The 26,342-nt window shown below is 68.7% G+C and carries 22 protein-coding genes; 12 read left to right on the plus strand and 10 right to left on the minus strand.

Going from position 1 to position 26,342, the window contains the following annotated elements:
- Positions 1-59 precede the first annotated feature (59 nt).
- From garL to LDO27_RS00840, 4 genes are all read right to left on the minus strand, one after another.
- On the minus strand, positions 60-932 hold the full coding sequence (gene garL, locus LDO27_RS00825; RefSeq protein WP_224039063.1) for a 2-dehydro-3-deoxyglucarate aldolase: 873 nt from the start codon (positions 930-932) through the stop codon (positions 60-62).
- Positions 933-978: 46 nt separating this feature from the next.
- A complete protein-coding gene (locus tag LDO27_RS00830) occupies positions 979-1,350 on the minus strand; it encodes a 5-carboxymethyl-2-hydroxymuconate Delta-isomerase (RefSeq protein WP_222205396.1) in 372 nt (123 codons plus the stop codon).
- Between the two features lie 45 nt (positions 1,351-1,395).
- A complete protein-coding gene (locus LDO27_RS00835) occupies positions 1,396-2,496 on the minus strand; it encodes a malate/lactate/ureidoglycolate dehydrogenase (RefSeq protein ID WP_224039064.1) in 1,101 nt (366 codons plus the stop codon).
- 298 nt (positions 2,497-2,794) lie between these two features.
- Positions 2,795-3,835 (minus strand): Bug family tripartite tricarboxylate transporter substrate binding protein, encoded by a 1,041-nt coding sequence (locus LDO27_RS00840; RefSeq protein ID WP_222205401.1) that lies wholly within the window; start codon positions 3,833-3,835, stop codon positions 2,795-2,797.
- Positions 3,836-4,108: 273 nt separating this feature from the next.
- Here LDO27_RS00840 and LDO27_RS00845 point away from each other — a divergent pair, with 273 nt between their 5' ends.
- Positions 4,109-5,791, plus strand: a complete 1,683-nt coding sequence (locus LDO27_RS00845) for a thiamine pyrophosphate-binding protein (protein WP_224039065.1) — start codon at positions 4,109-4,111, stop codon at positions 5,789-5,791.
- A gap of 34 nt (positions 5,792-5,825) precedes the next feature.
- On the opposite strand, the gene LDO27_RS00850 is transcribed toward LDO27_RS00845, so the two are convergent.
- The 4 genes from LDO27_RS00850 to LDO27_RS00865 all read right to left on the minus strand — a co-directional run bounded on the left by LDO27_RS00850 (position 5,826) and on the right by LDO27_RS00865 (position 12,561).
- Positions 5,826-8,294, minus strand: a complete 2,469-nt coding sequence (locus LDO27_RS00850; protein WP_224039066.1) for a hypothetical protein — start codon at positions 8,292-8,294, stop codon at positions 5,826-5,828.
- 127 nt (positions 8,295-8,421) lie between these two features.
- A complete protein-coding gene (locus LDO27_RS00855) occupies positions 8,422-9,249 on the minus strand; it encodes an IclR family transcriptional regulator (RefSeq protein ID WP_224039067.1) in 828 nt (275 codons plus the stop codon).
- Between the two features lie 14 nt (positions 9,250-9,263).
- Entirely contained in the window at positions 9,264-10,823 is a 1,560-nt protein-coding gene (locus LDO27_RS00860; RefSeq protein ID WP_224039068.1) for a class I adenylate-forming enzyme family protein, read from the minus strand.
- 133 nt (positions 10,824-10,956) lie between these two features.
- Positions 10,957-12,561, minus strand: coding sequence for a methyl-accepting chemotaxis protein (locus LDO27_RS00865; protein ID WP_224039069.1), 1,605 nt, complete (start codon positions 12,559-12,561; stop codon positions 10,957-10,959).
- Positions 12,562-12,795: 234 nt separating this feature from the next.
- On the opposite strand from LDO27_RS00865, the gene LDO27_RS00870 reads away from it, so the two are divergent.
- Positions 12,796-14,652: an EAL domain-containing protein gene (locus LDO27_RS00870; RefSeq protein ID WP_224039070.1), complete on the plus strand. Its 1,857-nt coding sequence runs from the start codon at positions 12,796-12,798 to the stop codon at positions 14,650-14,652.
- A gap of 285 nt (positions 14,653-14,937) precedes the next feature.
- On the opposite strand, the gene LDO27_RS00875 is transcribed toward LDO27_RS00870, so the two are convergent.
- Positions 14,938-15,966: an aldo/keto reductase gene (locus LDO27_RS00875; RefSeq protein ID WP_224039071.1), complete on the minus strand. Its 1,029-nt coding sequence runs from the start codon at positions 15,964-15,966 to the stop codon at positions 14,938-14,940.
- Positions 15,967-16,192: 226 nt separating this feature from the next.
- On the opposite strand from LDO27_RS00875, the gene cls reads away from it, so the two are divergent.
- From cls to LDO27_RS00895, 4 genes are all read left to right on the plus strand, one after another.
- Positions 16,193-17,629, plus strand: coding sequence for a cardiolipin synthase (gene cls / locus LDO27_RS00880; protein ID WP_222205424.1), 1,437 nt, complete (start codon positions 16,193-16,195; stop codon positions 17,627-17,629).
- Between the two features lie 217 nt (positions 17,630-17,846).
- Entirely contained in the window at positions 17,847-18,443 is a 597-nt protein-coding gene (gene ribA, locus LDO27_RS00885) for a GTP cyclohydrolase II (RefSeq protein WP_222205426.1), read from the plus strand.
- A 217-nt stretch (positions 18,444-18,660) separates the two neighbouring features.
- Positions 18,661-19,116 carry a PA2169 family four-helix-bundle protein gene (locus tag LDO27_RS00890; RefSeq protein WP_222205429.1) on the plus strand — a complete coding sequence of 152 codons (456 nt, stop codon included), beginning with the start codon at positions 18,661-18,663 and terminating at the stop codon, positions 19,114-19,116.
- Positions 19,117-19,256: 140 nt separating this feature from the next.
- On the plus strand, positions 19,257-19,442 hold the full coding sequence (locus LDO27_RS00895) for a hypothetical protein (protein WP_222205432.1): 186 nt from the start codon (positions 19,257-19,259) through the stop codon (positions 19,440-19,442).
- 35 nt (positions 19,443-19,477) lie between these two features.
- Here LDO27_RS00895 and LDO27_RS00900 read toward each other — a convergent pair whose 3' ends face one another.
- Positions 19,478-19,897 carry a hypothetical protein gene (locus LDO27_RS00900; RefSeq protein WP_222205435.1) on the minus strand — a complete coding sequence of 140 codons (420 nt, stop codon included), beginning with the start codon at positions 19,895-19,897 and terminating at the stop codon, positions 19,478-19,480.
- 499 nt (positions 19,898-20,396) lie between these two features.
- On the opposite strand from LDO27_RS00900, the gene LDO27_RS00905 reads away from it, so the two are divergent.
- The 6 genes from LDO27_RS00905 to LDO27_RS00930 are packed head-to-tail and all read left to right on the plus strand — an operon-like array spanning position 20,397 to position 26,330.
- Complete coding sequence (locus LDO27_RS00905) at positions 20,397-23,201, plus strand: monovalent cation/H+ antiporter subunit A (protein WP_224039072.1); 2,805 nt, start codon at positions 20,397-20,399, stop codon at positions 23,199-23,201.
- Positions 23,201-23,599 (plus strand): Na+/H+ antiporter subunit C, encoded by a 399-nt coding sequence (locus tag LDO27_RS00910; protein WP_224039073.1) that lies wholly within the window; start codon positions 23,201-23,203, stop codon positions 23,597-23,599. The genes LDO27_RS00905 and LDO27_RS00910 overlap by 1 nt, the downstream gene beginning before the upstream one ends.
- On the plus strand, positions 23,596-25,161 hold the full coding sequence (locus tag LDO27_RS00915; protein WP_224039075.1) for a monovalent cation/H+ antiporter subunit D: 1,566 nt from the start codon (positions 23,596-23,598) through the stop codon (positions 25,159-25,161). The genes LDO27_RS00910 and LDO27_RS00915 overlap by 4 nt, the downstream gene beginning before the upstream one ends.
- Before the next feature lie 4 nt (positions 25,162-25,165).
- Positions 25,166-25,669 (plus strand): Na+/H+ antiporter subunit E, encoded by a 504-nt coding sequence (locus LDO27_RS00920; protein WP_224039077.1) that lies wholly within the window; start codon positions 25,166-25,168, stop codon positions 25,667-25,669.
- Positions 25,654-25,929, plus strand: coding sequence for a K+/H+ antiporter subunit F (locus LDO27_RS00925; protein ID WP_224039079.1), 276 nt, complete (start codon positions 25,654-25,656; stop codon positions 25,927-25,929). Before LDO27_RS00920 ends, LDO27_RS00925 begins: the two co-directional genes overlap by 16 nt.
- A 17-nt stretch (positions 25,930-25,946) precedes the next feature.
- Positions 25,947-26,330, plus strand: a complete 384-nt coding sequence (locus tag LDO27_RS00930; RefSeq protein ID WP_224039081.1) for a Na+/H+ antiporter subunit G — start codon at positions 25,947-25,949, stop codon at positions 26,328-26,330.
- Positions 26,331-26,342 lie beyond the last annotated feature (12 nt).

The raw sequence follows: 26,342 nt of genomic DNA on the forward strand, positions 1-26,342 counted from the left end.
CGGGGCGCGCGCCGATGCATGCGGTGGTGGTAAGGCGATGCGGGGCCGCCATGGCCGGCCTACGCGGCGAAGCGCTCGCGCAGCGCCTGGCTTGCGCCGCGCAGCAGGTTGTGGTCGAGCCCCACGGCGACGAAGGTGGCGCCCATGTCGAGGTATCGGCGCGCGTCCGCCTCGACCGGCGTCAGCGTGCCCACCGCCTTGCCGGCCTTGCGGGCCGCCTCGAAGATGCGCTGGATCTGCGCCTGCACATCGGGGTGGTTGGGGTTGCCCAGGTGGCCGTAGGCGGCGGCGAGGTCGGACGGGCCGATGAAGACGCCGTCCACGCCATCGACCGCGCAGATGGCCTCGGCGGCGTCCACGCCCGGACGGCTTTCGATCTGCACCAGCACGCAGATGTTGTCGTTGATCTGCCTGAAGTAGTCCGGCACCGTGCCATAGCGGTTGCTGCGCTGTGCCATCGACACCCCGCGCGTTCCCTGGGGCGGGTAGCGGGTGGACAGCACCGCCTGGTGCGCCTGTTCGGCCGATTCGACGTACGGAATCAGGAAGTTGTAGAAGCCGATATCGAGCAGGCGCTTCATCAATACCGGATCGTTCCACGGCGGCCGCACCACCGGTGCGCTGGCGCTGTCCTTGAGCGCCATCAACTGCGGCACGAAGCTGAGCACGTCGTTCGGCGCATGCTCGCCGTCGAGCAGCAGCCAGTCGAAGCCGGCCATGCCGACGATCTCGGTGGTGATGGGACTGCCCAGCGAGCACCAGCAGCCGATCACGCGCTTGTGGGCAAGCACATCGGCGCGGAAGCGGTTCGGCAGCGGCGACGGGAAGGCCGGGGTGGCCGCGACCGGCGCGATCGTCGAGGCGGCCGCGGCCCCCGGGGCGGAGGCGCTGGAAGGGCTCGAGGGGGTGGGGGGAGTGGAAGCAGTCGTCATGATCTTCGTTCCTTTCGCGCCGCGACGCGGGTGATGGGCCGTGTCCCTACCGGGCGGCCACGACTTTCTTGGCAAAGCTGGCGCGCTCCATCTCCACCACGTCGACCGTGACATCGACCGTGCCGCCGTCGGCGCCGGGCCGCACGGCTTCCGCGATGACCTCGCACACCGCATCGCCCAGTGCCTTGCGCACGGCCAGGTCGCGTCCGTCGAGAATGGACAGCGTGGCATGCACGAAGGCGCGCTCGCCGGGCTCCACGCCCACGCGATACGCATTCAGCGTGACGCAGCGCGACTTGATGGCGGGCTCCTGGAACTGGCCGGACGCCAGCAACGCGGCATTCGCCTCATCCAGCAATTCGTCGTGCGAGCGGGTCAGGCGAACGTTTTCGGTGATTTCGATGACTAGATGGGGCATGGGCGCAAGCTCTGGCAGGGCAATGGGTGAGGGCGCGGTGCGCTTTCAGGAGGGTTCGGCCAGCCGCGACAGCGGGCCCGGCGAGGTGCCGCGGCGTGCCTGCACGCGTTGGGCGGCATCGTCGAGCTGGGCCAGCGTGCCGCTGTCGACCGGAATCCATTCGGCGCGCCTGCGCCGCGATTCGCGCTCGGGGTCGCCGGGCACGCGGATGCCGTCGCAGCCCGGCTGCAGCTGCGACGAACGGATCCAGTCGACGAAGGCCTCGACCTCATGGCCGAACGACGTGCTCGCTCCCAGACGGGCGGGGTCGAAGACGATGGCCAGCATATTGTTCCAGACCGCGTGCTGATGGGTCAGCGTCTCGGGCCGGATGGTATGGCCGCCCGTCACGGCGGCGCCCAGCAGTTCGCACATCACGGCCAGCACATAGCCCTTGTGCTCGCCGAAGTTGCGCAGCGCGCCGACCGGCGCGCCACCGCCCGGCGGAAACATCACGGCGGGGTCCTGCGTCGGCAATCCGGCCTCGTCGAGCAGGCAGCCCGGCGGCGTCGGCACGCCCTTGTTGTGGGCCACGCGCACCTTGCCCATCGCGATCGCGCTCGTGGCGAAGTCCAGCACGATCGGCGGCGCGTCGGGCACCGGCAGGCCGATGGTGAACGGGTTGGTGCCGTAGCGGGCCTGATAGCCGCCGTGCGGAGCCACGATGGGCTTGGACAGTACGTTGACGAAGTGGATGGAGATCATGCCGGCGGCGCAGGCCTGTTCGGCCCAATGCCCGACCCGGCCGAGATGGTGGGCGGTGCGCAGGCCCATCACGCAGACGCCGTGCTCGCGCGCGCGTTCGATGGCCATGGCCATCGCTTCTTCGGTCACGGCCTGGCCCATGCCGCGATTGCCCTCCAGGCTCAGCAGGCTGCCGGATTCCTGCGCCACGCTGACATGGCGGTTCAGCTGCAGCTCGTCGGCCAGCCAAGACAGCACGTACTTCGGGATCATGCCCACGCCATGGGAATCGTGGCCGGTCAGGTTGGCGCCCACCAGATGCTCGGCGGTCAGCCGGGCCTCGCGCTCGTCGGAGCCTGCGGCCAGCCAGAGGTCCTGCACCCAGCGATGCAGGGCGGCGGTGGGAATGCGGTGTTCGCTCATCGGTATCTTGTCTTGTCCCGCGGGCGCGGCCGGCGCCGAAAGAGAGCGGCCGGCCGGCGCGCTTGGTCTGGAAATGGAAGCATCGGGTCTGGGAACGTCGGCGTCGCCAACAGCGCCAGGCCCATTGCATCCAGTGGAATCGTCGGAATCGTCGTAATCGTCGGAATCGATGCCATCGATGGCCGGAACCGCCATCATAAGCCTGTGGCGGCACATCGGCGCCAGATTCAGAAGGGACGGCCAGCCGGGGCGAGCCATGCGCCGGGCGCAAGGCCGCCGACAGCGTCGTCCGGGCCGCTTATTCGAGCTTGATGCCCGCCGCCTTCACGAGATTCGCCCACTTCGCCACCTCGGACTTCTGGAACGTGCCCAGTTCCGCCGGACCGGCGCCCGAAGGCTCGACGCCCATGCCGGCAAGGCGGGCCTGCATGTCCGGCTCGCGAATGATCTTGCCGATCTCGTCGGCGAGCCGGTTGACGACGGGCATCGGGGTACCGGCCGGGGCGAAGATGGCCTGCCAGGAGACGATCTCGTAGCCCTTCAGGCCGGCCTCGGACATGGTCGGCACGTCGGGCAGTTCCTTGGCGCGGCGCGGGCCGGTAGTGGCCAGCGCGCGGAACTTGCCGGACTGGATCAGCGGCATGGCGGCCAGGCTGTTCTCGAACACCATGTTGACCTGCTGGCCCAGCAGCGCCTGCACGGCCTGGCTGCTGCCCTTGAACGGCACGTGCAGCAGCTTGAGGTCGGCCATGTTGGCGAACAGCTCGGCGGACAGATGCTGGGAGGTGCCGTTGCCCGAGGAGCCGAAGCTGACGCTGCCGGGCTTGGCCTTGGCCGCCGCGATCACGTCGGCCACGGTCTTCCACGGGCTGTCGCTGTTGACGACCAGTACGTTGGGCAGGGTGCCGATCAGCGCGACCGGCTGGAATTGCTTGACCGGGTCGTACGGCATCTTCGGATACAGGCTCACATTGATCGCATGCGAGCTGATGGTGCCGCCGAGCAGCGTATAGCCGTCGGCGGGCGCCTTGGCGACATAGTCCGAGCCGATATTGCCGCCGGCGCCGGGGCGGTTTTCGATCACCACGGTCTGGCCGATGCGCGGAGACAGCTTCTGACCGATCAGGCGGCCCAGCACGTCCGTGGTGCCGCCCGCGGCGAAGGGAACGACATAGGTGATCGGACGGGACGGCCAGGTGTCCTGCGCGGACGCCGCGGGCACCGCGAGCAACGGCAGGGCCGTGGCGACGGACACCGTGGCAAGCGCGCGGCGCCACGGCGACGTGCGCGGGCGGGAAGATGACGGCAGCGGCGGCGTAGGCCGCGAGGTATTCGGCATGGTGACTGTCTCCTGTCTTTATTGTCGTCAGGCCGCCGGTCTTGCGCCGCGATGCGGCGGTGCGGCGGCCTTGCAGCAATCTACACGCCCGCAGGCGCGCGAGGTTTGCGCAGAACGCATAGCAGAAATGCGCGGCCCGCCCGGCGCGCACTCCCAGCCGCCGCAACAATCTGGGTCGTGCCCCGCGGCCCATGCCGCGGCCGTCGGACGCGACCGGCGCCCGGCCATGCCCGCTGGTCGCTCCGAACCGCCTTCTTTCAGAGAGTGTTTGCCATGACGCAGCCGTCCACCGCCACCCAATCCTCCCCGCCGTCGCGCTCCGGCGGCCGCATCCTCGTCGATGCCCTGCGCGTGCACGGCGCGGATCGCGTGTATTGCGTGCCGGGAGAGAGCTTCCTGGACGTCCTCGACGCGCTGCACGATCAGCCCGCCGTGGACCTGGTGGTGTGCAAGCACGAGGGCGCCGCGGCCAATATGGCGGAAGCCGACGGCAAGCTGACCGGCCGTCCCGGCATCTGCTTCGTCACGCGCGGGCCGGGCGCCACGCACGCCAGCATCGGCGTGCATATCGCCGCGCAGGACTCCACGCCGATGATCCTGTTCATCGGGCAGATCGCACGCGGACACAAGGGCCGCGAGGCGTTCCAGGAGGTGGACTACGTGGCGATGTTCGGCTCGATGGCCAAGTGGGTGGCGGAGATCGACGACCCCGCCCGGATTCCGGAGTTCGTGGCCCGTGCCTATCAGGTGGCCACCTCCGGCCGTCCGGGCCCGGTCGTGCTGTCGCTACCGGAGGATGTGCTGGACAACGAGGCCATCTGCGCGGATACGGCGGCGTATCGCCCGGTTGCCGCGGCGCCACAGGCGGCCGATGCCCGCACGCTGGCGGACATGCTGGCCAGGGCCGAGCGTCCGCTGGTGATCGCCGGCGGCGCGAACTGGACGCAGGCCGATGCCGGCAATTTCGCCAGCTTCGTGCGGGCCTGGGACCTGCCGGTGGCCTGCGCCTTCCGCCGTCAGGATGTGCTCGACAACCGCGACCCCCACTATATCGGCCACCTGAGCCTGGGCGTCAGTCCCAGGCTGGCGGAACGGGTGCGCGGCGCGGACCTGATCGTCGCGGTCGGCACCCGGCTCGGCGATATCGCCACGGATGGCTACACCCTGCTGGAGGCGCCGCGCCCCCGGCAGCGGCTGGTGCATGTGCACGCCGATGCCGCGGAACTGGGCCGGGTCTACCAGCCCGACCTCGCCATCCAGGCCGCCACCGCGCCGGCTGCCGCCATGCTGGCGGCACTGCAGGCGCCCGCCGATGTCCCGTGGCGGGCATGGACTCGCGAAGCGCGCGCGGACCACGAAGCGTTCGTGAAGCCGGCCGCGCCGCATGCGGAACTGACGGGCGTCGACATGACCGCAGCCGTCTCGCACCTGAACGCCGTGCTGCCGGACGACGCCATCCTGTCGAACGGCGCCGGCAACTACACCGTGTGGCTGCATCGCTATTACGCCTATCGCCAGCCGCGTACCGAACTGGCGCCCACCTGCGGCGCCATGGGCTACGGCCTGCCCGCGGCAATCGCGGCCAAGCTGCGCCATCCGGAGCGCAACGTGGTCTGCTTCGCGGGCGACGGCTGCTTCCTGATGTATCCGCAGGAACTCGCGACCGCGGCGGCCGTGGGCGCGAACATCATCGTCGTGCTGGTCAACAACGGCATGTACGGCACGATCCGGATGCACCAGGAGAAGCGCTATCCCGGCCGGATCAGCGGCACGGACATCCGCAATCCGGACTTCGTCGCCCTGGCGCAGTCGTGCGGCGCGTGGGCCGAGCGGGTGACCGACGCGGAAGCGTTCCCGGCTGCCTTCGCCCGCGCTCAGGCGGCGGGCCGGCCCGCGGTGCTGGAGCTGTGTACCGATCCCAAGCAGATCACGCCGGCGATGCGGGTTGCCGGGTGAGCTTGCCATCGCGGCGGCGAGCGGGGGGCCGCTATCAGACGCTGGCGTGGCGCGGATCATAGGTGCGCCGCGGCACGAGGTGGACGAGGCGGCTGAACTTGTCGTGCTTCGGCGACGCGCCGCCGTAGCCGTCGATGGACAAGGAGCGCCGATACAGCGTCTGGACGTAGGCGTCCTGTTCCTCCTGTGTCAACGGTCCCGACTCGCGCCGGATGTCGCCGCCTTGCGGCAGGTTCTGCCGGATTGCCCTGGTAAACGCCGACCGCACCGACGTCGCGCGCTGCCGCTTCGTCTCGAGCTCGGCCGAGACGTCGGTGGACCATTTGTCCAGCGAGGGGCCTTCGGCAGCGCAACCGTACCATCCCAGCAAGCGCTCGATCATCGTCGCCTGGAGCGCCGTGCCCCATCGATCGAAATCCATCCTGGGCGCCTTGCCCGCCCCGCCATGCTCGTTCCAGAAGCCGGCCAGCGCCTGGGCGCGTTGTCGCGGTGGCGTGTTCTCCCGCAGCGCGCGGATCAGTTCTTGCGTGGCTGGCTGGGCGCGCAGTTCCGCCAGCCGTCTTGCGACAAATGGCGCCAGCACGTCGATCACATGACCGGACGTTTCGGCATCGACCGCGGCGAGGGCTTCGTTCAGGGCAGGCAGGTAGTCGCGCACCCCGGTCAGGAAATGTTTGCGCGTATCCGTCAGCGGAGCGAAGCGCGCCAGGGTCCGCTCGAGCTGCTCCGTTCGCCGGATCACGCCGGTCACGCGCCTGGCCGCATCCTCGCAATGGCCGTGAACGGCGTATCTCGTGCGGGGGTCGGGCAGGCTGAGACCGGCGTTCGACGGGTGCTGGGGCGTGTCGCCATACGATTCCAGGTCCATGCCGATATTCCAGGCGATTGCGCGCAGCGGTGACACGGGAGCCGGTTGGCCCGGCCATTGCCCGGTGTGGTACACGCGGCTGAACGTATGCCAGGTGAATAGCGCGGAGCTGAGAAACCACGCGTTCAGTTCGCGGACCTGCTCCGTGTAGAAACGATTGCGGCTGACTCCCGCCTGCGTGAACAGGCCCGATAGCAGCGATCCGTTGGCGACTCCGTGCGAGTACAAGATCTCGCCGTCACGGCTGAACGAGACCACCTTCAGGTGTTTGAGGAAACCTCGCTCGATCATGTCCTGGAAGGTCTTGCAGTCTTGCGGGGACTTGGCGAGCAACGCGTTGAGCCGGTACAGGCTGGCAGCCTGCAGTTCGTCCATGCCGATATCCATGCCGGCCATGGGATGGGCGGTCACGGGAGGCGACAGTTCCCATTGGTTTCGCTTGGCCTGGAAATAGCTGAGAAACTCGCACTCATGGTTTCCGAGGATGCATTCGTAATCCATGCCCCATGCGTCCATGCTCGCGAGGATGGTGGCCATGAACATGTCGTTGCCGCAACGGTCGGCGAGGATATCGCCGATCAGCGTGAGCCGTCTTTCCCTGGCGTTGTCCGCGGGTTCGATGGCCTTGGCCAGATTGACCGCGAACCGCTTCCAGTCGTTGTCCGGCGCATCGGTATCCAGGCTCGCCAGCTGCGCGCACACGGCATTCCAGGCGTCGGCATCGTTGACGGTGGCAAAGCCCAGCGATACCAGGGAATGGAGCAGGAGCCGGCCGTTGCCGTGCAGGTCGCCGAGCACGGCGTCGGCGGTCATATCAATATGCCGCTGCAGTGTGGGCATCTCGCCGAGGCAATAGTCCACCTGCGCCAGCGACATCGCGTTCGTGCGCGTGGCGGGGTGGGCGTGTTCCGTCGACACGCGCGTCCAGCGGTCGATGCACTGCTCCATGCCCAGCTCCCGCACGATGGCATTGCACTCGCCGGGCCCCATGCCTGCGCGTTGGCAAGCCTGCAGCCGCACCCGCAGCAAGTCCCTGATCGGCCGCAGCGTCTTGCGCGCGGCTTCCTGCGCCACGGCGCTCGGCTGGTGGATGAACTGCTCGCGCAGCGCGGGCAGGATGCCGCGCAGGCGGTGCGAGAACTCCTCGACGATCTTGTCATGCAGCTTCGCGATCTGGCGCGGGCAAGGGACCGCTTTGCCCGCGCCGTCGGCCACTGGCTGTAAGGGCCCAGCCGATCCATCGATGGGAGCGGCCTGCAACCGGGCGAGCGCCCGCTCTTGCCCGGTGATGTACATGAGGGAATGCTGCTGCAGGCGGTTGAGCGCGAACCGGTATGCCTGCCTGTCGGCCGCGGACAGGGTGGTTCGCTTGCGCATGCTCAGGCCGATCAGGCTCAGCAGGATGGCGCGAAAGCGCTGGCCGATGCCGAGTGTTTTCCAGTCCAACCGTTTCAGATAGATCTTCTCGTCGTCCTTTCCCAACCGCTTGACGACGAAGGCGACAGGGCAATCGTTCACGACATAGGCGGCCTCGGGGCTTGCATGCTTGCCGGCAGGCCCACCGGCGCTGTCGAGCTCGTGAGAGCCGATCGACTTCATCAGCGTTTTGACATCGGCATACACGTGCCTGGGCATGGTCGGACTCCGTGGTTGTTGAAGGAGTCGCGAGTCTGGAGCGGGGGTAGTGCGGTCGCTTGCAGATATGGAACCGATGTTCCGATTTGAAACGTGGGCGCGTGCAACCGTGCGCCGTGGCGGCGCGTCAGCGTCCGCGCGATGCGCCCAGCGCCTTGCCGATGCGTTCCACCGCGGCGATCATCCGCGGCCGCACCGTGTCGAGCAGATGCTGCGGCGGCACGACCGCGTTGGGGCCGCTGCAGCTCAATGTCATGGGAGGCAGCGTGGGTCCGGGAAAGAACGCGGCGGCGATCGAGTTGATATGCGGCAGCCATTCGCCGAAGGACGTGGTGCAGCCCAGCGTGGCCAGCTCTTCGCCGCTCTTGCGCAGGATCGCGTCGGCGCTGTCGGCCGATACCCCTTCATGCGTGCGGAATGCCATCAGCGCCTGCGCGCGGTCGTCGCCGCCCAGCGCATGCAGATAGGCGCGGCCCGCCGCGGTGGTCAGCCCGGAGATGCGGGTGCCCACGCTGACGCGCAGCGTGAGATACGACTCGGACTGGCAATTCTCGAAGATCAGCATCTGCCCGCGATCGCGCACGATCAGCGAGGCAACGCCTTGAGACAGGTCCGCCAGTTCCCGCATGTGCGGGCGCGCGACTTCCAGCACGTCGGCGCCCGGCTGGGCCACCGGCGCCAGCGCGAATGCCGAACTGCCGAGCCGGTACTTGCCCGCGAGCGGATCGAGGCGCAGGTAGCCCAGTTCGGTCAGCGTATGCGTGAGCCGCGAGACCGTGGACTTCGGCAGCCCGCAGCGCTGCGCCAGTTCGGCGTTGCCGATCAGCGCCTCGAACGAGCGGAAGCAGGCGAGCACGTCGAGGCCGCGCGCCAGCGCGGTCACGAAGTGGCGGTCTTCCTTGTGGCGCGGCGCGTCGTCGTCGGCGTTCGCGGGGGCCTTGCTGAGGGCGTCCATCGGTCGGCCTGGCCTCAGACCGTGCCGGCGGCCAGCATCTCGCGCAGCTTCGCCTTGAGGATCTTGCCCGACGGCGCCGCGGGCAGGTGCTGCACGACCCGGATCTCGGCAGGAATCTTGTACGGCGACAGCTTGTCGCGCAGGAAGCTCTTGAGTTCGGCCGGATCGAAAGCCATGCCCTCGCGCGTCTCGACGAAGGCGATCACTTCCTCGTTGCCCTCGACCGCGCGGCCGACGACGGCGGACTGCAGCACCGCGGGATACGCGTTGATCGATTGCTCGACTTCCTCGGGATACACGTTGAACCCCGAATGGATGATGATTTCCTTGGAGCGCCCGACGATGGAGATGGCGCCGTCCGGATCGATCTTCGCCAGGTCGCCGGTGTGCAGCCAGCCGTCGGCGTCGATGGCCTGCGCGGTCAGGTCCGGGCGCTTGTAGTAGCCCTTCATCACGTTGGGCCCGCGCACCAGCAACTCGCCGCTGCCGTCCGGCAGCGGACTGCCAAGGCGCACTTCCACGCCGGGCACGGCCGGCCCGACCGAGCAGTCGCTGCGGGGCGACTCGACGCGCGTCTGCGAGACGGTCGGCGAGGTCTCGGTCATGCCATAGCCGTTGTGCAGCGTAACGCCGAAGGTCTGCTCGAAGGCGGCCTTGAGCGAAGCGGTCAGCGGCGCGCCGCCCGACTGCGCCATCCGCAGCGCCGGCGCCCGCAGCGGCGTGGCCTGGGCGCGGCCCCATTCGATCAGCTTGGTGTACATGGCCGGCACGCCGTGCAGCACGGTGAGCTGTTCCTCGACCAGCGCCCGCGCCAGCCGCTCGGGCCGGAAGCGCGGTTCGTAGTAGACGGTGGCGCCGTTCGACAGCGGTCCCACCAGCAGCACCGACAGGCCGTACACATGGGAGATCGGCAGCACGCCATAGACGCGGTCGCCGGGCTGGACCCGCGCCTGCATCCGGTTCGACTGGCCGATGAACATGAGGTTGCCGTGCGTCAGCATCACGCCCTTGGACGCGCCCGTGGTGCCGGTGGTGTAGATCACGGCGGCGACCTGGTCGCGCGCGGCCGGCTCGACCGGCTCGGCGGCGGCCGATGCATTCAGCGCGCCGATCAGCAGGCGGCCCACATGCGGCCACTCGGCCCATTGCGCGCCGCGCGCGAGGCCATGCTCGCGGGCCTCCGGATAGGCGTTGTCCAGGTACAGGGTCACGCGGGCGCCCGCGTGTTCGACGATGTTGTCGATCTCGCGCGCGGAAAGCCGCGCGTTGACCGGCACGGCCCAGGCGTCCAGCGAACTGAGTGCGAGGATCAGGATGGCGCAGCCCACGCTGTTCTCGGTGACCAGCACCACGCGGTCGCCGCCGCGCACGCCGAGCCGGGTCAGCGCCGCGGCCGCCTGCGCGATGGCGCCGTCGAGTTCGCCGTAGCGGATGGCGCGGTCGGCGTCCATCAGGGCCACGACTTCCGGCTTGCTTTGCACCCAGGGCGCGATGGTCTGGTGCAGGCGCTGGAAGGGGTGGGCGGCGGAGGAAGTGGGAAGGGGGGTGCCGGTTGCGGCCGAGGTGCTGCTCATCGCGGTCTCCAGATGCGTCGTCCGGCGTCGACGCCGGTATATGGGCGCGAATGTTTGCACCGATCGGCGCGGGCGTCAACCGCTATGCGGAATCATAGTTCCACTATGCAGAACTGCGCGCAACCGCTGGCGCTCAGTACCGGAAGCGAGCGACGTCGGCGGCCAAGCCGGCCGCCTGCTCATCGAGCCGGTGCGACTGGCCGGTCAGCGCGAGCACCAGCGCCTCGTTCTCCTGGCTGGTCGCCCCGAGCCGCGTGACCGACTCGCTGACCTCGCGCACGCCCCGGGCCTGATCGTCGGCCAGCGCGGACAGCTGCTCGGCCAGCGTGTGGCTGCTGGCGACGGCTTGCTCGATGCCGGCCATCGCCGCGCTTACCTGGCTGCTCAGCGTCACGCCGAGCTGGATTTCCTTGTTCGCGTCGCCGAGCAGCGCGCCGATTTCCCGCGCCGAGTTGGCGGTGCGGGTGGCCAGCGCCCGCACTTCCTGCGCCACCACGGCGAAGCCGCGTCCCGCCTCGCCGGCACGGGCCGCCTCGACCGCCGCGTTCAGCGCGAGGATATTGGTCTGGAAGGCGATGCCCTGGATGACGTCGACGATCTCCGAGATATCGCGCGAGCGGCCGTGCACGGTGTCCATCACGCGGCTCATCTCGCCGACCACGGCCATCCCCTGGCCACTGGCGTCGTGCGCCCGGCGCGCCATGGCGCTGGACTCGCCCGCCTGGGCGTGGACCTGCTCGACCAGCGCGGCCAGCCGTGCGATGCTGCCCGCCGCTTCCGCCACGGCCTCGCGCTGCTCGGCCGTACGGGCGGACAGGTCGCCGTTGCCGGTGGCAATGCCGTCGGACGCGGCGGCGATCTCCTGGGCCGACGCGTGGATGCGGGCCAGGACCCCGGCCAGTTCCTGCCGCATGCCGGCCAGGAAGTACATCAGGCTGCCCGCATCGCGCGGGCGCAGCGCAATCGTCGCGGTCAGGTCGCCGCTGGCGATGCGGTTGGCCGCGAGCGCCGCCGCGCGGGGCTCGCCGCCGAGCTCGCCCAGCAGGCTGCGCGCCGCCCACCAGGCCAGCGCGCCGGCCGCGACGAGACTGGCCAGCAGCATCGCCACCATCACGGCGCGCGCGCGGGACTGGCTGGCGTTGACTTCGTCCACCGTCGTGGCGGCCTGCTGCTCCAGCTGGGTGCGCGCCTGCTCGATCAGCGCGCCGAGCTTGCCCAGTTGCTCCGCGACGAAGTGGGCCTCGACCGAGACCGCGCTGTCGAACTGCAGGGCGTCCAGCGGCTGCTTGCGCAACAGACCCACGTAGCCATCCACCAATTGCGCGGTGGCGGTGTGCTCCTTGGCGAGCGCGGGAGCCTGGGCGGGACTGGCGGCCTGCACGGCGGCCAGCGACGTGTCCAGGTCCTTCATCGCCCGGGCGATCGCCGCCGAGGCGGTATCGCGCTCGGCGCCGCTGGTCGCCATCGTCAGCGCCAGTTGCCCGCGTCCGAGCTGTGCCAGGGCGGCATGGGCGCGCTCGGCGGCCACCGCGCCACGCATATGGCGCTCGTACAGCGTATCGGTCAGTTCACGCAGCGAACCGAGATGGACCAGACCCGTCACGGCCACGGCGGCGCCCAGCACGTAGACCAGTACCAGGGCAGCGCCGAGCCGGACCAGCAGCGGCAGATTGGCGAACGACGCGGGCGCCGCCGGGGCAAGGCGGCGCGAGAGAACGGTCCTGAGGGAAAGCAACATCGATGACTCCTAGGGATACGGCGCGCCGGGCGCGGGCAGGAACGCAGCCGCGGGCGGCGCGGTTGCCCGGATGTTGTCCACTCTGTGTGACGGTAGCGTTTCATCCCACTGACGTGGGGTGTCACGCTGCTGTCATGTCATTGACATGCAATACGGACAATCCCTTGCGTGCCGGCGTGCCCGTTTGCATGCCGGCTCTACCCTTTCTCATCGGGCTTGCACCCGTCTCCCCTGATGTACCTACCTGTCTCCACCGCCGCCCGCGCGGATTCGTCCAGGGCCTGGCATGGCCTGCGCACGGTGTTTCAGCCCATCGTGCAGTTCGCCACCGGCGAGCTGCTCGGCTACGAGGCGCTGGTGCGCGGCCCCGAAGGGTCCGACCACGCCAGTCCGGAGGCGCTGTTCCGCCTCGCCCAGAGCGAGGCCGACACGCTGGCGCTGGAAGTCGAGGCGGCGGGCATCGCCATTGCCTCGTTCGCGGCCCAGGGCCTGCCTGGCACGCTGTTCGTCAACTTCAGTCCCCGCTCGCTGCTGCAACTGCTGGCTGGCAAGGGCGAGGCCCTGGCCGTGGTACTGGGCGACGCCATGCCCCCGGGACGCGTAGTCATCGAGCTGACCGAGCAGACGCCGATCGGGGACGCCGCCGTGTTCGCCGCCGCCATGGCCGTGCTGAGAGAGCTGGGGCTGCGCTATGCGCTGGACGACTTCGGCACGGGGCATGCCAACCTGGACCTGCTGGTCCAGCTGACGCCGCATTTCATCAAGCTGGACAAGTCGCTGGTGCGCGGCGTGGCCGGATGTTCGCGCCGGCTCGAGGTCATGCGCACGCTGGTGACGCTGGCCGGCACGCTGGGCGCGCGCGTGATCGCCGAAGGCATCGAGGACGCGGAGGAGCTCGCCGTGCTCCGCGACCTCGGCGTGCCGTTCGGCCAGGGCTACTATCTCGGCCGCCCGCTGCCCCGCCCGGCCGAGGTGGCGCCCGAGCCGGCGCGGCGGGCGCTGGCATCGAGCCAGATCGCGGTGTTTCCCCATACCGTGCGCTCGGGCTGGTCCGCCACCAACGCGGGCAAGCTGCTGAGGCCGGCGCCGACGGTCGCGCCCGGCGACATCAACAACGCGGTGCTGGCGCTGTTCCACGCGCACGCCGACCTGCATGCCGTGGCGGTCGTCGACGCCGAGCGCCGGCCCGTGGGCATCATCAACCGGCAGAACTTCATCGACCGCTATGCCGCGCCTTTCCATCGCGAGCTGTACGGCAGGAAGCCGTGCATCCTGATGGCCAATCCCGAGCCGGTGTGCTTCGACAAGAGCGCAAGTCTCGAATCGATGGCGAAGATCCTCGCCAGCGAAAACCAGCGCTACCTGGCGGACGGCTTCGTCATCACGGAGGGCGGCTGCTATCTCGGGCTGGGCACCGGCGCCGACCTGATCCGCGCCGTGACGGAGATCCGCATGGAGGCGGCGCGCTACGCGAATCCGCTGACGTTCCTGCCGGGCAATATCCCGCTGAACCAGCATATCGACCGCCTGATCGAGGCAGGCGTGGCCTTTCACGCCTGCTATGTCGACCTGAACCATTTCAAGCCCTACAACGACCAGTACGGCTACTGGAAGGGCGACGAGATGCTCAAGGGAGCGGCGGCCATTCTCGCCGACGCGTGCGATCCGGCGCGCGACTTCCTCGGCCATGTGGGCGGCGACGACTTCCTGGTGCTGTACCAGAGCGAGGACTGGATGCGCAGGGCGAGGGCGGCGATCGCCCGCTTCCGGCTGGCCGCGCGCGAGCTCTATACCAGCGCGGACCGCGAGGCCGGCGGCATCTACGGCGAGGACCGCCGCGGGCACGTGGCCTTCTTCCCGACGGTGACCATGGCGATCGGCGCGGTGCGCGTCCCGCCCGAGTGGCCGGGCGGGCTCGGCGGCATCCGCCGCTTGGGCAGCAGCCACATCGGTGCGGCCGCGGCGGCGGCCAAGCGCGAGGCGAAGAAGGATGCCGGGGGCTTCGTGCTGGTGGACCTGCGCGAACTGGCGGGCAGCGGCAGGTTGCTGGCCGAGACCGGCGTGCCAGGGGCAGGGCCGGAGCCGGAATAGCCAGGAGACTTTCCCGGGCCGATGAGGAGACGACTGCCGCGCGGCAGTTAGCGCAAGATACCCGGCTGCTTGCCGCACGTTGCCCGCCGATCCGTGTCCGGAGCCGGCCTGTCCCCAGGTTATTCACACCATGGCCGCTTATCCACAGTTCGTGTGGATAACCCCGGGCAAGGTCCGGCAGGGCCAAGGCCGACGCGTCATCCCATCGGCGTGCCTAAAAAAATTGCAGACATTTCGCACGACAATGTTCTGTGCGAAAGGCCGCATTCCGGGGCCTGCGTTTGCTCAGTCCGCCACCTTGACAGGGCGGCCGGCGAACGGGTACTGCGGGTCGGTGTAGCCGTGCGTCGACGCATGGCCGGGCGGCACGAGCCCGTCCACCATCGCTTCCTCGTCGGGAGACAGCGCAATGTTGATCGCGCCGAAATAATCCTCGAACTGGGCCAGCGTCCGCGGCCCGGCGATCACCGAACTGACGATGGGATTGGCCAGCACCCACGCGGTGGCGAACTGCCCGAGCTTCAGGCCGCGTCCCTCGGCATGCTGCTGCAGCTGCTGGGCGATGACCAGCGATTCCTCGCGGAACTCGGTCTCCATGATGCGGCGATCGGCACGGCCCGCGCGCGAGTCTTCGGGGGGACGCTGGCCGGGCAGGTACTTGCCGGTCAGCACGCCGCGCGCGATCGGGCTGTAGGGCACCACGCCGAGACCATAGTGCTGGCATGCGGGCAGGATCTCCACCTCGGGCATGCGATTGAGCAGGTTGTAATAGGGCTGGCACAGCGCCGGGCGTGGTACGCCGAGCTGGTCGCACAGCCGCGACACTTCGGCGATGCGCCAGCCCCGGAAATTGGACAGGCCGAAGTAGCGGACCTTGCCGGCACGGATGAGATCCCCCATCGCCCGCACCGGCTCCTCGAGGTTGGCGTCGAGGAAATCGCGATGGAGATAGAGCACGTCCACGAAGTCGGTGCCGAGCCGGCGCAGGTTGTCCTCCACGGCCCGCATGATCCAGGTGCGCGAATAGTGCGAGCGGTTGGGGCCGTCGCCCATCTTGTTGCCGAGCTTGGTGGCCAGGATCCAGTCGTGCCGGTTCGCCCCGATGATCTTGCCGACCATCTGTTCGGAGCCGCCCTTGGTGTAGACGTCCGCCGTGTCGATGAAATTGACGCCGCGGTCGCGCGCGCAGCCCACGATGCGCCGGGCCTCGGCTTCGTCGGTCTGGTCCGCGAACATCATGGTGCCCAGGCACAGCGCGGACACCTTCAGGTTGCTGGCGCCGAGGCGGCGATAGGGCATGGAAAAGTCTGGCATGGCGAAACGGCTCCTGATTCGGGAAAGCCGCGCCGGCGGCGCGACGGAGGAAGAGAAACGGCGGGAGACAGCGACAGGCAGCGACAGACTGCGACAGCCGCAAAGCTTATCGCACAACGCGCAGCTTCGTCCGGCGGCGCGGCCATGCGCCTGTCCACCCCGCCGGGCTGTATGCCAGAATGCCGAAACCTCCGACCCCCCAGGTACATGACGACCCCGGCCGCCGATGTTCCATGACCCCAGCTTAGTCGCGACGATCGTCCTGTGTTTCCATGCGATCGGCATCCTGGCCGCGATGCACGCGGTGATGACGGTGCGCACGGCCCCCGGCGCCATCGCATGGGCCGGCTCGCTGGTCATGATGCCGTACCTCGCGCTGGTGCCGTACATGGTCTTCGGCAGCAGCAATCTCGCCGGCTACGTGAATGCGCGCCGCTTCAACCAGGACCGCATGCGCGAGGTGCGCCTGGGCATGGATCCGCAGGAGCGCGACGCGCGGGACGCCAACGTCGTCGCCGCGCCCTGCCAGCCCAGCCTGCGGGCGCTGCCCCGGCTCACCGGGCTGGACTGCCTTGCCAACAATCACGTGAGGCTGCTGCTGAACGGCACCGGCACGTTCGAGGCGATCTTCGCCGCCATCGCCGCGGCGCGGCGCGTGGTGCTGGTGCAGTTCTTCATCGTCCACGACGACGAACTGGGCCGGCGCCTGCAGAGCCTGCTGCGCGAGCGCGCCACGGCCGGGGTGCAGGTCTACTTCCTCTACGACAGCATCGGCTGCCATGCGCTGCCGGGCCACTACGTGCGGCATCTGGCGAAGGCCGGGGTGCAGGTCAGCGCGTTCGCGCCGCACCGCGGCCTGGTCAACCGCTTCCAGCTCAATTTCCGCAACCACCGCAAGCTGGTCGTGGTGGACGGCGAGCGCGCCTTCGTCGGCGGCCACAACGTCGGCAACGAATATCTCGGCGAGCGGCCGCCGCTGGCGCCATGGCGCGACACCCATATCGAGGTGCGCGGACCGGCGGTGCTGGACCTGCAGATGACCTTCGCCGAGGACTGGTACTGGGCCGCGCGCGAGGTGCCGCTGCTGCTGCCGCCGCCGGCGCAGCCGGCCGGCGCGATGACCTGCCAGGTGGTGCCGACCGGCCCGGCCGACGCGCAGGAAACCTGCTCGCTGTTCTTCGTCGAGGCCATCCAGTCGGCGCGCGAGAGGCTGTGGATCACGTCTCCCTATTTCGTGCCCGACGAAGCCGTGTTCGCGGTATTGCGGCTGGCGGTGCTGCGGGGCGTGGACGTGCGCATCCTTATTCCGGCCCGGGCGGACCACCGGGTCGTGTACGCCGCCTCGACGCTGTACGCCTACCAGGCCGTGTGCGCCGGTATCAGGATCTATCGGTACCAGCCGGGCTTCCTGCACCAGAAGGTCATCCTGATCGACGATGAGGTGGCGGGGGTAGGCACCGCCAACCTGGACAACCGCTCTTTCCGGCTCAATTTCGAACTGATCGTGATGACCGCCGACAAGGGCTTCGCCGGCGACGTGGAACGCATGCTGGAGCAGGACTTCGCGCAGGCGCTGCCCATCGACGCGAACGAGTACCTTGGGGCACCGCGCCTGCGCCGGGTCGCCATGCACGTGGCCAAGCTGTTCGCGCCGATCCTCTAGGAGCGCGCCTCCGGGCGGGGCGTCCGGGCCGCCTGCGGGGCATGCCAGCCCTGCATGGCCGGTATGCAGCGAAAGGCCGGCCACCGGGCGAGCGGCCGTTTCGCGGTATCCTTGCCGTCAGGCACGGCCGGCGCAAGGCCGGCTGCCGGGTCGGCGTCCCTCGCGTTCCTCCGTGGCGCGGCACCGATACCCCGCGCCATTGCATTCGTATAAAGACATGAACGACACAGAAATCAAGCTGATCGGCTCGGCACGCCTGCCGACCCGGTTCGGCGAATTTACCGCCCACGCCTTCAAGGGCGCCACCAGCGGTATCGAGCATCTTGCGCTCAGCGTGGGCGAGGTCGCCGGAGAGGCGGTCCTGACCCGGCTCCATTCGGAGTGCCTCACCGGCGACGTCTTCGGCTCCTGCCGCTGCGACTGCGGCGAACAGCTCGACCTGGCCCTGCGCAAGATCGCCGAGGAAGGCCGCGGCATCCTGCTGTACCTGCGCGGCCACGAAGGCCGCGGCATCGGCCTCGGCCACAAGATCCGCGCCTATGGCCTGCAGGATGGCGGTCTCGACACCGTGGACGCGAACCTCGCGCTGGGCCAGGCCATCGACTCGCGCACCTACGAATTCGCTGCCGACCTGCTGCGCCAGTGGGGCGTCAAGTCGATCCGTCTGATGAGCAACAATCCGCGCAAGAAGCTTGCGCTGGAAGCGGCCGGCATCGTGGTCGTGGAGCAGTTGCGCCACGTCGTTCCCTCCAATGCCGAGAACGAAAAATACCTTGCCACCAAGCGCACGCGCATGGGGCACCTGCTCGACTGAGCGCGCGCCGGCGCCCTCCGCGGGCATGTAGGTATCGACCGACAACTGCTTGGGTACGTGCCTTACAGCCCCGGAATGGCCCTTGCCTTATCGTGAATGTGTGGCCTCGCCGCAATGATTCGGGCGGTATCGCCGGTACGCCGGCCCCCGGATGATCGCGGCAGGTCCTTTTCGAACACGTGCCGCCCCGAGCGGCACCACGACGCAAGGAGCTGCCATGGCTGACAAGAACGTTTCCGTACTGAACGACCTGATCGAAGTCTCGCGCGATGGCGAGGAAGGCTTCCGGAAGGCGGCCGAGGACGCGAAGAACCCCGAACTGAAGGAGTTGTTCGCCAGCCGCTCCGCCGAGGTAGGGGCGGCGGTGCGCGAACTGCAGGCCCAGGTGGTGGCGCTTGGCGGGCGGCCGGAAGAAAGCGGCAGCGTGGCCGGTGCGCTGCACCGCGGATGGGTCAGCCTGCGTAGCGCGGTGGCGGACCGCGACGATCTCGCCATTCTGGAAGAGACCGAGCGCGGCGAGGACGTGGCGAAGAAGAAATACGCCGACGCGCTGCAGGAAGACGACCTGAGCTTCGAGATCCGCGCGCTCATCGAGCGCCAGTACCAGGGTGTGCTGCGCAACCACGATCTGATCCGCGACCTGCGCAACCGCTACCGCGCCAGCTCGACCTGAGCGGGTTGACCGCAGGCACGCGGCCAGCACCCGGGCCAACGCCGCATTGATGCCTCGCAGTTGGGGGCGTACGATGTGGCGTTGGCCCATTTTCGTTGCGCCGCCCGGAGCACCGCCGGGCTCCCGTCAAAGGATCCGTGATGAGCAAGCCCGCCGCCTCGCAGACGCCCCGGCAATCGCGCCGGCCTTCGGACAGCGCTGCGCCGCCAGAGCGCGACGCGCTCGAGGATGAACTGGACGAAGCGCTGAAGGATACGTTTCCGGCCAGCGACCCGATCGCCGTCGATCCGGACGTGCCGGACCGGGGGCGGGGCGGTGGGGGCTGACAGGGGTGTCGGCGGGCCGGGCGCCGCGCCTGCCGCTACGACAGCTTGCGTAGCTGCACGATGACCGACATCAGCTGGCCGTGGGCCACCGTGACCGCCGGCTCGTCCTGCAGCGCCTCGTGGTAGCGCTGGCGGAAGGCCGGGTCCCCGGAGGGTCCGAACAGCTTCTCCGCGGCGCCGGCCACGGCGCGGCAGGTGTCGTCGTGGTGCTCCCCGCCGTCGAGTTCTTCATCGATCTCCACGATCAGCCGGGATAGCGGATCGAGCCAGCGGAAGTGATCGTCCTCGGTCACGATCTGCACGAACTGCCCGGCCGGGATCGGCCCGCGCAGGCGCTCGTACTGTCCGCGATCGTATTGAATGACTTCCTTGTGGGACTGCAGCAGCGCCGCGCGCAATGCGCGCAGGCCGGCGCGCCGGGTTTCCTGCGTGGCCTGATACTGTTCGGTCTGCATCCCGGTTCTCCGCTCGTCTTCGTGCAAGCCGTCGGCCGGCGCGTGTTGGTTGTCGCTACCCATGCTGGCTTGGGTGCGGCCCGTATCCGGGGTGGTCGCGCGATATTGATTCATGGTATTGATCCACTGTGCTCGTCTTATTTGCCGCGCTCGTCAGCGAGGGCTCCGCGGCCGGCATGGTAGCCAGTATACGTAGGGCGCGCGGGCCCATCCAGCGTTGGCATCTAGCGAATTACCCGAGCCAGTGTGCAATTTGCGCTGCGATTTTCAGTTTTTGTTTCCGTCAGGACGGGCGGGTTACGCGGGACATACGCAAAAGGGGGACACCGCGAAGCGCGCATTACCCCATTCATTTTTTTCAGACCTGATCTGAATTATTTGGTGTGCACGCCATCTGAGAAACGGGGCGATTTCATCGCCGCGCAGGAAATGGGCAAGCACACGCCCCGGATGAATGGCTGCCTGCCATTGCACGGGCAAATCGGATAGGAGGAGACAGATGGTGATGGCGTGGCTGATCGCGCTGCCGTTTCTTGCCGCCGTGTCGATCGCACCGACACGGCGTTACGCCTCGTGGCTCACCGCGCCGCTCGTGCTCGGCGCCCCGCTGGGCGGACTGGCGCTGCTCGCCACGGCGTGGGAGCGCGTCAAGGACGGCGGTGTCATCGTGCTGCGCCAGCAATGGTTGCCGGAGTTGGGCCTGAACCTGACGCTGCGGCTGGACGGACTGGCGTTTGCGTTTGCGGTGCTGGTGCTGGGCATCGGCCTGCTGGTCATCGTCTACGCCCACTACTACCTGTCGAGCAGCGAGTCCAACTCGCGCTTCTTCGCCTTGCTGCTGCTGTTCATGAGCGCCATGCTCGGCGTGGTGCTGTCCGGCAACCTGCTGTTGCTGGTCGTGTTCTGGGAACTGACCAGCATCTTTTCCTTCCTGCTGATCGGCTTCTGGTCCTATCGCTCCGATGCCCGCAAGGGCGCGCGCATGGCGCTGACCGTCACCGGCGGGGGCGGCTTCGCGCTGCTGGCTGCCGTGCTGCTGCTGGGACATATCTGCGGCAGCCTCGAGATCGGCGATGTGCTCGCTCAGGCCGGCCTCGTGCAACGCCATCCGCTCTATCCGGTAATGCTGGTACTGGTGTTGCTGGCCGTCTTCACCAAGTCCGCCCAGTTTCCCTTCCATTTCTGGTTGCCTCATGCGATGGCCGCGCCCACGCCGGTATCGGCGTACCTGCATTCGGCCACGATGGTCAAGGCGGGCGTGTTCCTGCTCGCGCGGCTTTACCCGGTGCTCGACGGGACCGACTGGTGGTTCTACCTGGTGGCGATGACGGGCCTGGCCACGCTGCTGATGGGCGCCGCAATGGCGCTGTTGCAGCGCGACCTGAAGGGCCTGCTGGCCTATTCGACCATCAGCCATCTGGGCCTGATCACGCTGCTGTTCGGCCTCGATACGCGCTTCAGCACGGTGGCGGCTCTGTTCCACATCTTCAACCACGCGGTCTTCAAGGCATCCCTGTTCATGGCGGCCGGCATCATCGACCACGAGACCGGCACGCGCGACATGGGCCGCCTGCGCGGCCTGGCGCGCTACATGCCGCATACCGCCTTGCTGGCCATCGTCGCCTCGCTGTCGATGGCCGGCGTGCCGTTGCTCAACGGCTTCCTGAGCAAGGAGATGTTCTTCGGCGAGACGCTGGCGCAGGGGCTGCTGGGTACGTTCAACTGGACCATCCCGGCCGCCGCGACGCTCGCCGGCGCGCTCACCGTGGCGTATTCGCTTCGGTTTATCTATGGCGTGTTCTTCGACGGCAGGCCGGACGGCCTGCCCAAGTATCCGCCGCACGAGCCGCCGCGCTGGATGAAGATTCCGGTCGAGGTGCTGGTGGTCATCTGCCTGGTGGTCGGCATATTCCCGAGCTATACCGTTGCCGGGCTGCTGACCGCGGCCGCCATTGCCACCATGGGGCCGCCCTTGCCCTCGTACCACCTCAGTCCGTGGCACGGGTTCAACACGCCGCTGGTCATGAGCCTGATCTCGATGGCGGCGGGCACGACGCTGTTCGCACTGCGTCGGGACTCGTGGCGGCATTACCAGGCCCGCACGCAGCTCAGCGCGCGCGACCGCTTCGAATCCGCGGTGGAATGGTTCGAGCGGCTCGCCGCCCGGCTGCTGCGCCTGTTCGAGGACGGCTCGCTGCAGAACTACCTTGCGTGGCTGATCGGCATCGCGGTGCTGGTGCCGGCGCTGTATCTGCTGGACCTGGGCTCGGTGGCGGGACCGATGCCGCTCGCTCCCATCGACGTGCCCACGGCGGTGGGACTGGCCGTGCTCGCGCTATCCGCCTGCTGCGTGGTGGTGGCGTACCGGAACCGGATGGCTGCGCTGATCCTGCTGAGCCTGTGCGGACTGATGGTGTCGCTCGCGTTCACGCGGTTCTCCGCGCCGGACCTGGCGCTGACCCAGATATCGGTCGAGGTGGTGACCATCATCCTGCTGGTGCTGGCGCTGTATTTCCTGCCGGTGGAGCGGCCTGCGCGCCCGTCGCTGCTCAAGGGCGGCCGCGATATCGCCATCGCCGTGCTAGGGGGGTTGACCGTCGGCGGTGCCGCGTTCGCGGTCATGACGCGGCCGTACGACACCATCGCCAGCTTTTTCCTGACCAACAGCGTGGAGGGCGGCGGAGGCCATAACGTGGTCAACGTGATCCTGGTCGACTTCCGCGGCTTCGATACGTTGGGCGAGATCTGCGTGCTGCTGCTGGCCGGCCTCGGCGTGCAGGCGATGCTCAAGGGGCTGCGCCTGCCGGTGCCGGCGGTCGGCCCGCAGGGCCTGCCGTGGTCGAGCCAGAGCCATCCCTTGCTGCTCGCCATCCTGGCCCGGCTGATGCTGCCGCTGACCGCGATGGTGGCGATCTTCGTCCTGCTGCGCGGGCACAACCTGCCGGGCGGGGGCTTCATCGCCGCGCTGATCACCTCGGTTGCGCTGCTGCTGCAATACGTCGCGAGCGGCGTGCTGTGGACCGAGGAGCGGATCACGTTGCACTACCGCGGCCTCGCCGGCGCGGGCATCCTGATCGCGGGCTTCGTCGGGTTGGGGAGCTGGGCCTTCGGCGCGCCGTTCCTGACCAGCGCCTTCGGCCACTTCGAACTCCCGCTGGCAGGGGAGATCGAACTGGCGACAGCCATGGCGTTCGACCTGGGCGTCTATCTCACGGTGGTCGGCACCACGCTGCTGATCGTGTCCCATCTCGGCGTGCGCGACAAGCGTAGCGAGCACCGCGCCGCCAACCAGGAGTCGGTCTGATGGAACTGCTGTTTGCCTGCGCCATTGGCGTGCTGTTCGCCTGCGGCATCTTCCTGCTGCTGCGCGCGCGCACCTTTCCCGTGGTCATGGGCCTGACCCTGATGACCTATGCCGTGACGCTGTTCCTGCTCGGCATGGGACGGCTCTCGACCGGCAAGCCGCCGATCATCGGCGATGGCCGCGAGTATGCCGATCCGCTGCCACAGGCGCTGGTGCTGACCGCCATCGTGATCGGCTTTGCGATGACGGCCTTTGCGATGGTGCTGTCGCTGCGGTCCTTCGCGCTCGATGGCAGCGATCATGTGGATGGCGCGCAGGGCGACTCCGGCAGCGCCCCCGCCGGCGCCGCGGCGATGGTGTCGCCGGACGCGCAGCAAGCCGGGGGCGCCAAGGCATGAATCACGGCCTGCTTCTTCCCATCCTGTTGCCCATGTTTGCCGGCGGTGTCCTGGCGATCATGCCTGCACGCCGTCCCTTGCGGCGGCGGGCGCTGAGCGTGGCGGCCGCCATCGCGCTGGTGCCGCTGGCCGCGTGGCTGCTGGGCGAAGCCCGCAGCGGCGCGATACAGGTCTATGCCATCGGCAACTGGGCCGCGCCGTTCGGCATCGTCCTGCAGCTGGACCGGCTCAGCGCGCTGATGCTGCTGCTGACGGCAGTGCTGGGCGCGGTCTGCGCCTGCTGCGCAGGACGCGGCGACGATCGCCTGGGCCGCCATTTCGACGCGCTGTTCCAGTTCCAGCTGATGGGCCTCAACGGTGCGTTCCTCGCCGGCGATATCTTCAATCTCTTCGTCTTCTTCGAAATCCTGCTGATCGCCTCGTATGCGTTGTTGGTGCACGGCGGCGGCGAAGCGCGGATCCGCTCGGGCCTGCACTATGTCGTGCTGAACCTGGTCGGTTCCTCGTTTTTCCTGGTCGCCATCGGCATCCTGTACGGGCTGACCGGCACGCTGAACATGGCCCACATGGGGGAGCGGCTGGCGCGCCTCGATGCCGAGGCGGTGCCGCTCGCGGCGGCCGCCGGCGCGATGCTGATGCTGGTGTTCGGGCTGAAGGCCGGCCTGTTTCCGCTGTCGTTCTGGCTGCCGCGCGCCTATGCCAGCGCTGCCGGCTCGGTCGCGGGCCTGTTCGCCATCATGACCAAGGTCGGCGTGTACGCCATCATGCGATGCCACGCGCTGATGTTCGACGCGGGCCACGGCATGCTGGCGACGTTCGCGTCGCGCTGGCTGTGGTGGCTGGCGCTAGCCACCATGGTAATCGGCGCCTGCGGGGCGCTCGCGGCCCGCAGCATGAAGCTGCTGACCGCCTACCTGGTGCTGGTGTCGGTGGGCCTGCTGCTCGCCAGCGTGGCGCTGCAATCCCCCGGTGCCTGGGGCGGGGCGTTGTACTACCTGGGCAGCACCACGCTATGCACGGCGGGGCTGTTCCTTCTGGCCGATGCGCTCGAGGGCCTGCCCACGCGGCGCACACCCGAGCCCACGCCGAGGGTGCGCGCCGTCGCGCGCCGCAAGCCGATCACCTGGATCGCGGGGGCGCTGTTCCTCACCGGTGCGATCGGCGCGGTCGGGCTGCCGCCGCTGTCCGGGTTTCTCGGCAAGGCCATGGTGTTGCGCGCCGCGCCGTTCGACGCGCAATGGCACGGCGCATCGGTGCTCTGGCCGGCCATCCTGCTGACCGGCCTCGCGTCGCTGGTGGCTGTCAGCCGCACGGGCACGCGCCTGGTGTGGCAGGCGCCGTCCGCGCCCGCAGGCACGCCCGCGCGCCAGGTGGCGGGCATCGTGCGGCATCGCGCGGCGCCGGACCCCGGCAAGCTGGCGTGCTGCGCCGCGCTGCTGGCCTGCAGCATCGGCATGGTGGTGTTCGCGCAGCCGATCTCGCGCTACGTGGACGCCACCGCGCTGCAACTGCTGGACCGTCCCGCGTACCTGCGGGCGGTGCTGCCGAACGGGGAGGGCTGACGCCATGCTGCGACGCTGGTTTCCCCATCCATGGCTCACGCTGGTCCTGCTGGTGGTCTGGCTGCTGCTGTCCAACGAGATCTCGTTCGGCAGCGTGCTGCTGGGCGGCCTGCTGGCGTGGCTGATCTCGCTGCGCATCGGCCTGCGGCTATGGCTGAGCCCGATGCAGTTGCGCCGGCCGGACCTGATGCTGCTGCTGCTGGGGCGTGTGATGGCCGATATCCTGGTGGCCAACGTGCATGTGGCGATGCTGGTGCTCGGGCGCGCGTCGCGCCTGCGGCCCGGCTTCGTCGAAGTCCCGCTGGAGGCCGAGCACGAAATGGCGCTGACGGCCCTGATCAGCATCGTCTCCCTCAGCCCCGGCACGCTATGCGCCGAGCTGAGCGAAGACCGCCGCTGCCTGCTGGTGCACGTGCTTGACCTGAAGGACGAGTCCACCCTGACTGCTGACATCAAATCGCGCTACGAAGCGCCTTTGAGGGAGATATTCGTATGCTCGACGTCGTGATCCCGATCTGCCTGGCGCTGCTGGTCCTTGCCTTCCTGCTGACCGCCGCCCGGCTGGTGCGCGGGCCGAGCCTGCCCGACCGCATCGTCGCGCTCGATACGCTGAACATCAACGCGATCGCGTTGATCGTGGTGTACGGCATCTGGTTGCGCAGCGCGCTGTTCTTCGAGGTCGCGCTGCTGATCGCGGTGATGGGATTCATCGGCACCGTCGCGCTGACCAAGTATTTGCAGCGCGGCGACATCATCGAACTGCAATAGCATCGCCGGAGTCCGCCATGAGCCTGTTCGTCGAAATCGCGACTTGCGCGCTGCTGCTGATCGGCAGCATCTTCACGCTGGTCGGCGCGCTGGGCCTGTTCCGGCTGCCTGACTTCTTCATGCGGCTGCACGGGCCGACCAAGTCAACCACCCTGGGCGTTGGCGGCGTGGTGGGCGCGTCGGTGGTGTTCTTCAGCGCGCAAGGCGAACTGAGCCTGCACGAGCTGCTGATCATCGCCTTCCTGTTCCTCACCGCCCCGATCAGCGCACATATGCTGGCGAAGGCGGCGATGCAGCAGCGCGTGCCGCTGGACCCCCGCACCCGTAACGTCGACGCCGTTACCCGCGAGCGCCGGGCGGCGGACGAAGACAGCCCCGTGCCGCGGCGCGAGCAGTGCTGACCCCGCCAGCGC

Origin of the sequence: Cupriavidus respiraculi (assembly GCF_914271545.1) — a bacterium.
GTDB lineage: Bacteria > Pseudomonadota > Gammaproteobacteria > Burkholderiales > Burkholderiaceae > Cupriavidus > Cupriavidus respiraculi.

What these genes read in the sequence shown, in the direction of transcription:
- LDO27_RS00840 (WP_222205401.1), bottom strand. Translation starts at nt 3,835, where the DNA reads ATGCCGAATACCTCGCGGCCTACGCCGCCGCTGCCGTCATCTTCCCGC.
- LDO27_RS00830 (WP_222205396.1), bottom strand. Translation starts at nt 1,350, where the DNA reads ATGCCCCATCTAGTCATCGAAATCACCGAAAACGTTCGCCTGACCCGC.
- LDO27_RS00915 (WP_224039075.1), top strand. Translation starts at nt 23,596, where the DNA reads ATGAATCACGGCCTGCTTCTTCCCATCCTGTTGCCCATGTTTGCCGGC.
- LDO27_RS00835 (WP_224039064.1), bottom strand. Translation starts at nt 2,496, where the DNA reads ATGAGCGAACACCGCATTCCCACCGCCGCCCTGCATCGCTGGGTGCAG.
- ribA (WP_222205426.1), top strand. Translation starts at nt 17,847, where the DNA reads ATGAACGACACAGAAATCAAGCTGATCGGCTCGGCACGCCTGCCGACC.
- LDO27_RS00850 (WP_224039066.1), bottom strand. Translation starts at nt 8,294, where the DNA reads ATGCCCAGGCACGTGTATGCCGATGTCAAAACGCTGATGAAGTCGATC.
- LDO27_RS00865 (WP_224039069.1), bottom strand. Translation starts at nt 12,561, where the DNA reads ATGTTGCTTTCCCTCAGGACCGTTCTCTCGCGCCGCCTTGCCCCGGCG.
- cls (WP_222205424.1), top strand. Translation starts at nt 16,193, where the DNA reads ATGTTCCATGACCCCAGCTTAGTCGCGACGATCGTCCTGTGTTTCCAT.
- garL (WP_224039063.1), bottom strand. Translation starts at nt 932, where the DNA reads ATGACGACTGCTTCCACTCCCCCCACCCCCTCGAGCCCTTCCAGCGCC.
- LDO27_RS00855 (WP_224039067.1), bottom strand. Translation starts at nt 9,249, where the DNA reads ATGGACGCCCTCAGCAAGGCCCCCGCGAACGCCGACGACGACGCGCCG.
- LDO27_RS00910 (WP_224039073.1), top strand. Translation starts at nt 23,201, where the DNA reads ATGGAACTGCTGTTTGCCTGCGCCATTGGCGTGCTGTTCGCCTGCGGC.
- LDO27_RS00860 (WP_224039068.1), bottom strand. Translation starts at nt 10,823, where the DNA reads ATGAGCAGCACCTCGGCCGCAACCGGCACCCCCCTTCCCACTTCCTCC.
- LDO27_RS00905 (WP_224039072.1), top strand. Translation starts at nt 20,397, where the DNA reads ATGGTGATGGCGTGGCTGATCGCGCTGCCGTTTCTTGCCGCCGTGTCG.
- LDO27_RS00875 (WP_224039071.1), bottom strand. Translation starts at nt 15,966, where the DNA reads ATGCCAGACTTTTCCATGCCCTATCGCCGCCTCGGCGCCAGCAACCTG.
- LDO27_RS00925 (WP_224039079.1), top strand. Translation starts at nt 25,654, where the DNA reads ATGCTCGACGTCGTGATCCCGATCTGCCTGGCGCTGCTGGTCCTTGCC.
- LDO27_RS00900 (WP_222205435.1), bottom strand. Translation starts at nt 19,897, where the DNA reads ATGCAGACCGAACAGTATCAGGCCACGCAGGAAACCCGGCGCGCCGGC.
- LDO27_RS00870 (WP_224039070.1), top strand. Translation starts at nt 12,796, where the DNA reads ATGTACCTACCTGTCTCCACCGCCGCCCGCGCGGATTCGTCCAGGGCC.
- LDO27_RS00895 (WP_222205432.1), top strand. Translation starts at nt 19,257, where the DNA reads ATGAGCAAGCCCGCCGCCTCGCAGACGCCCCGGCAATCGCGCCGGCCT.
- LDO27_RS00930 (WP_224039081.1), top strand. Translation starts at nt 25,947, where the DNA reads ATGAGCCTGTTCGTCGAAATCGCGACTTGCGCGCTGCTGCTGATCGGC.
- LDO27_RS00890 (WP_222205429.1), top strand. Translation starts at nt 18,661, where the DNA reads ATGGCTGACAAGAACGTTTCCGTACTGAACGACCTGATCGAAGTCTCG.
- LDO27_RS00845 (WP_224039065.1), top strand. Translation starts at nt 4,109, where the DNA reads ATGACGCAGCCGTCCACCGCCACCCAATCCTCCCCGCCGTCGCGCTCC.
- LDO27_RS00920 (WP_224039077.1), top strand. Translation starts at nt 25,166, where the DNA reads ATGCTGCGACGCTGGTTTCCCCATCCATGGCTCACGCTGGTCCTGCTG.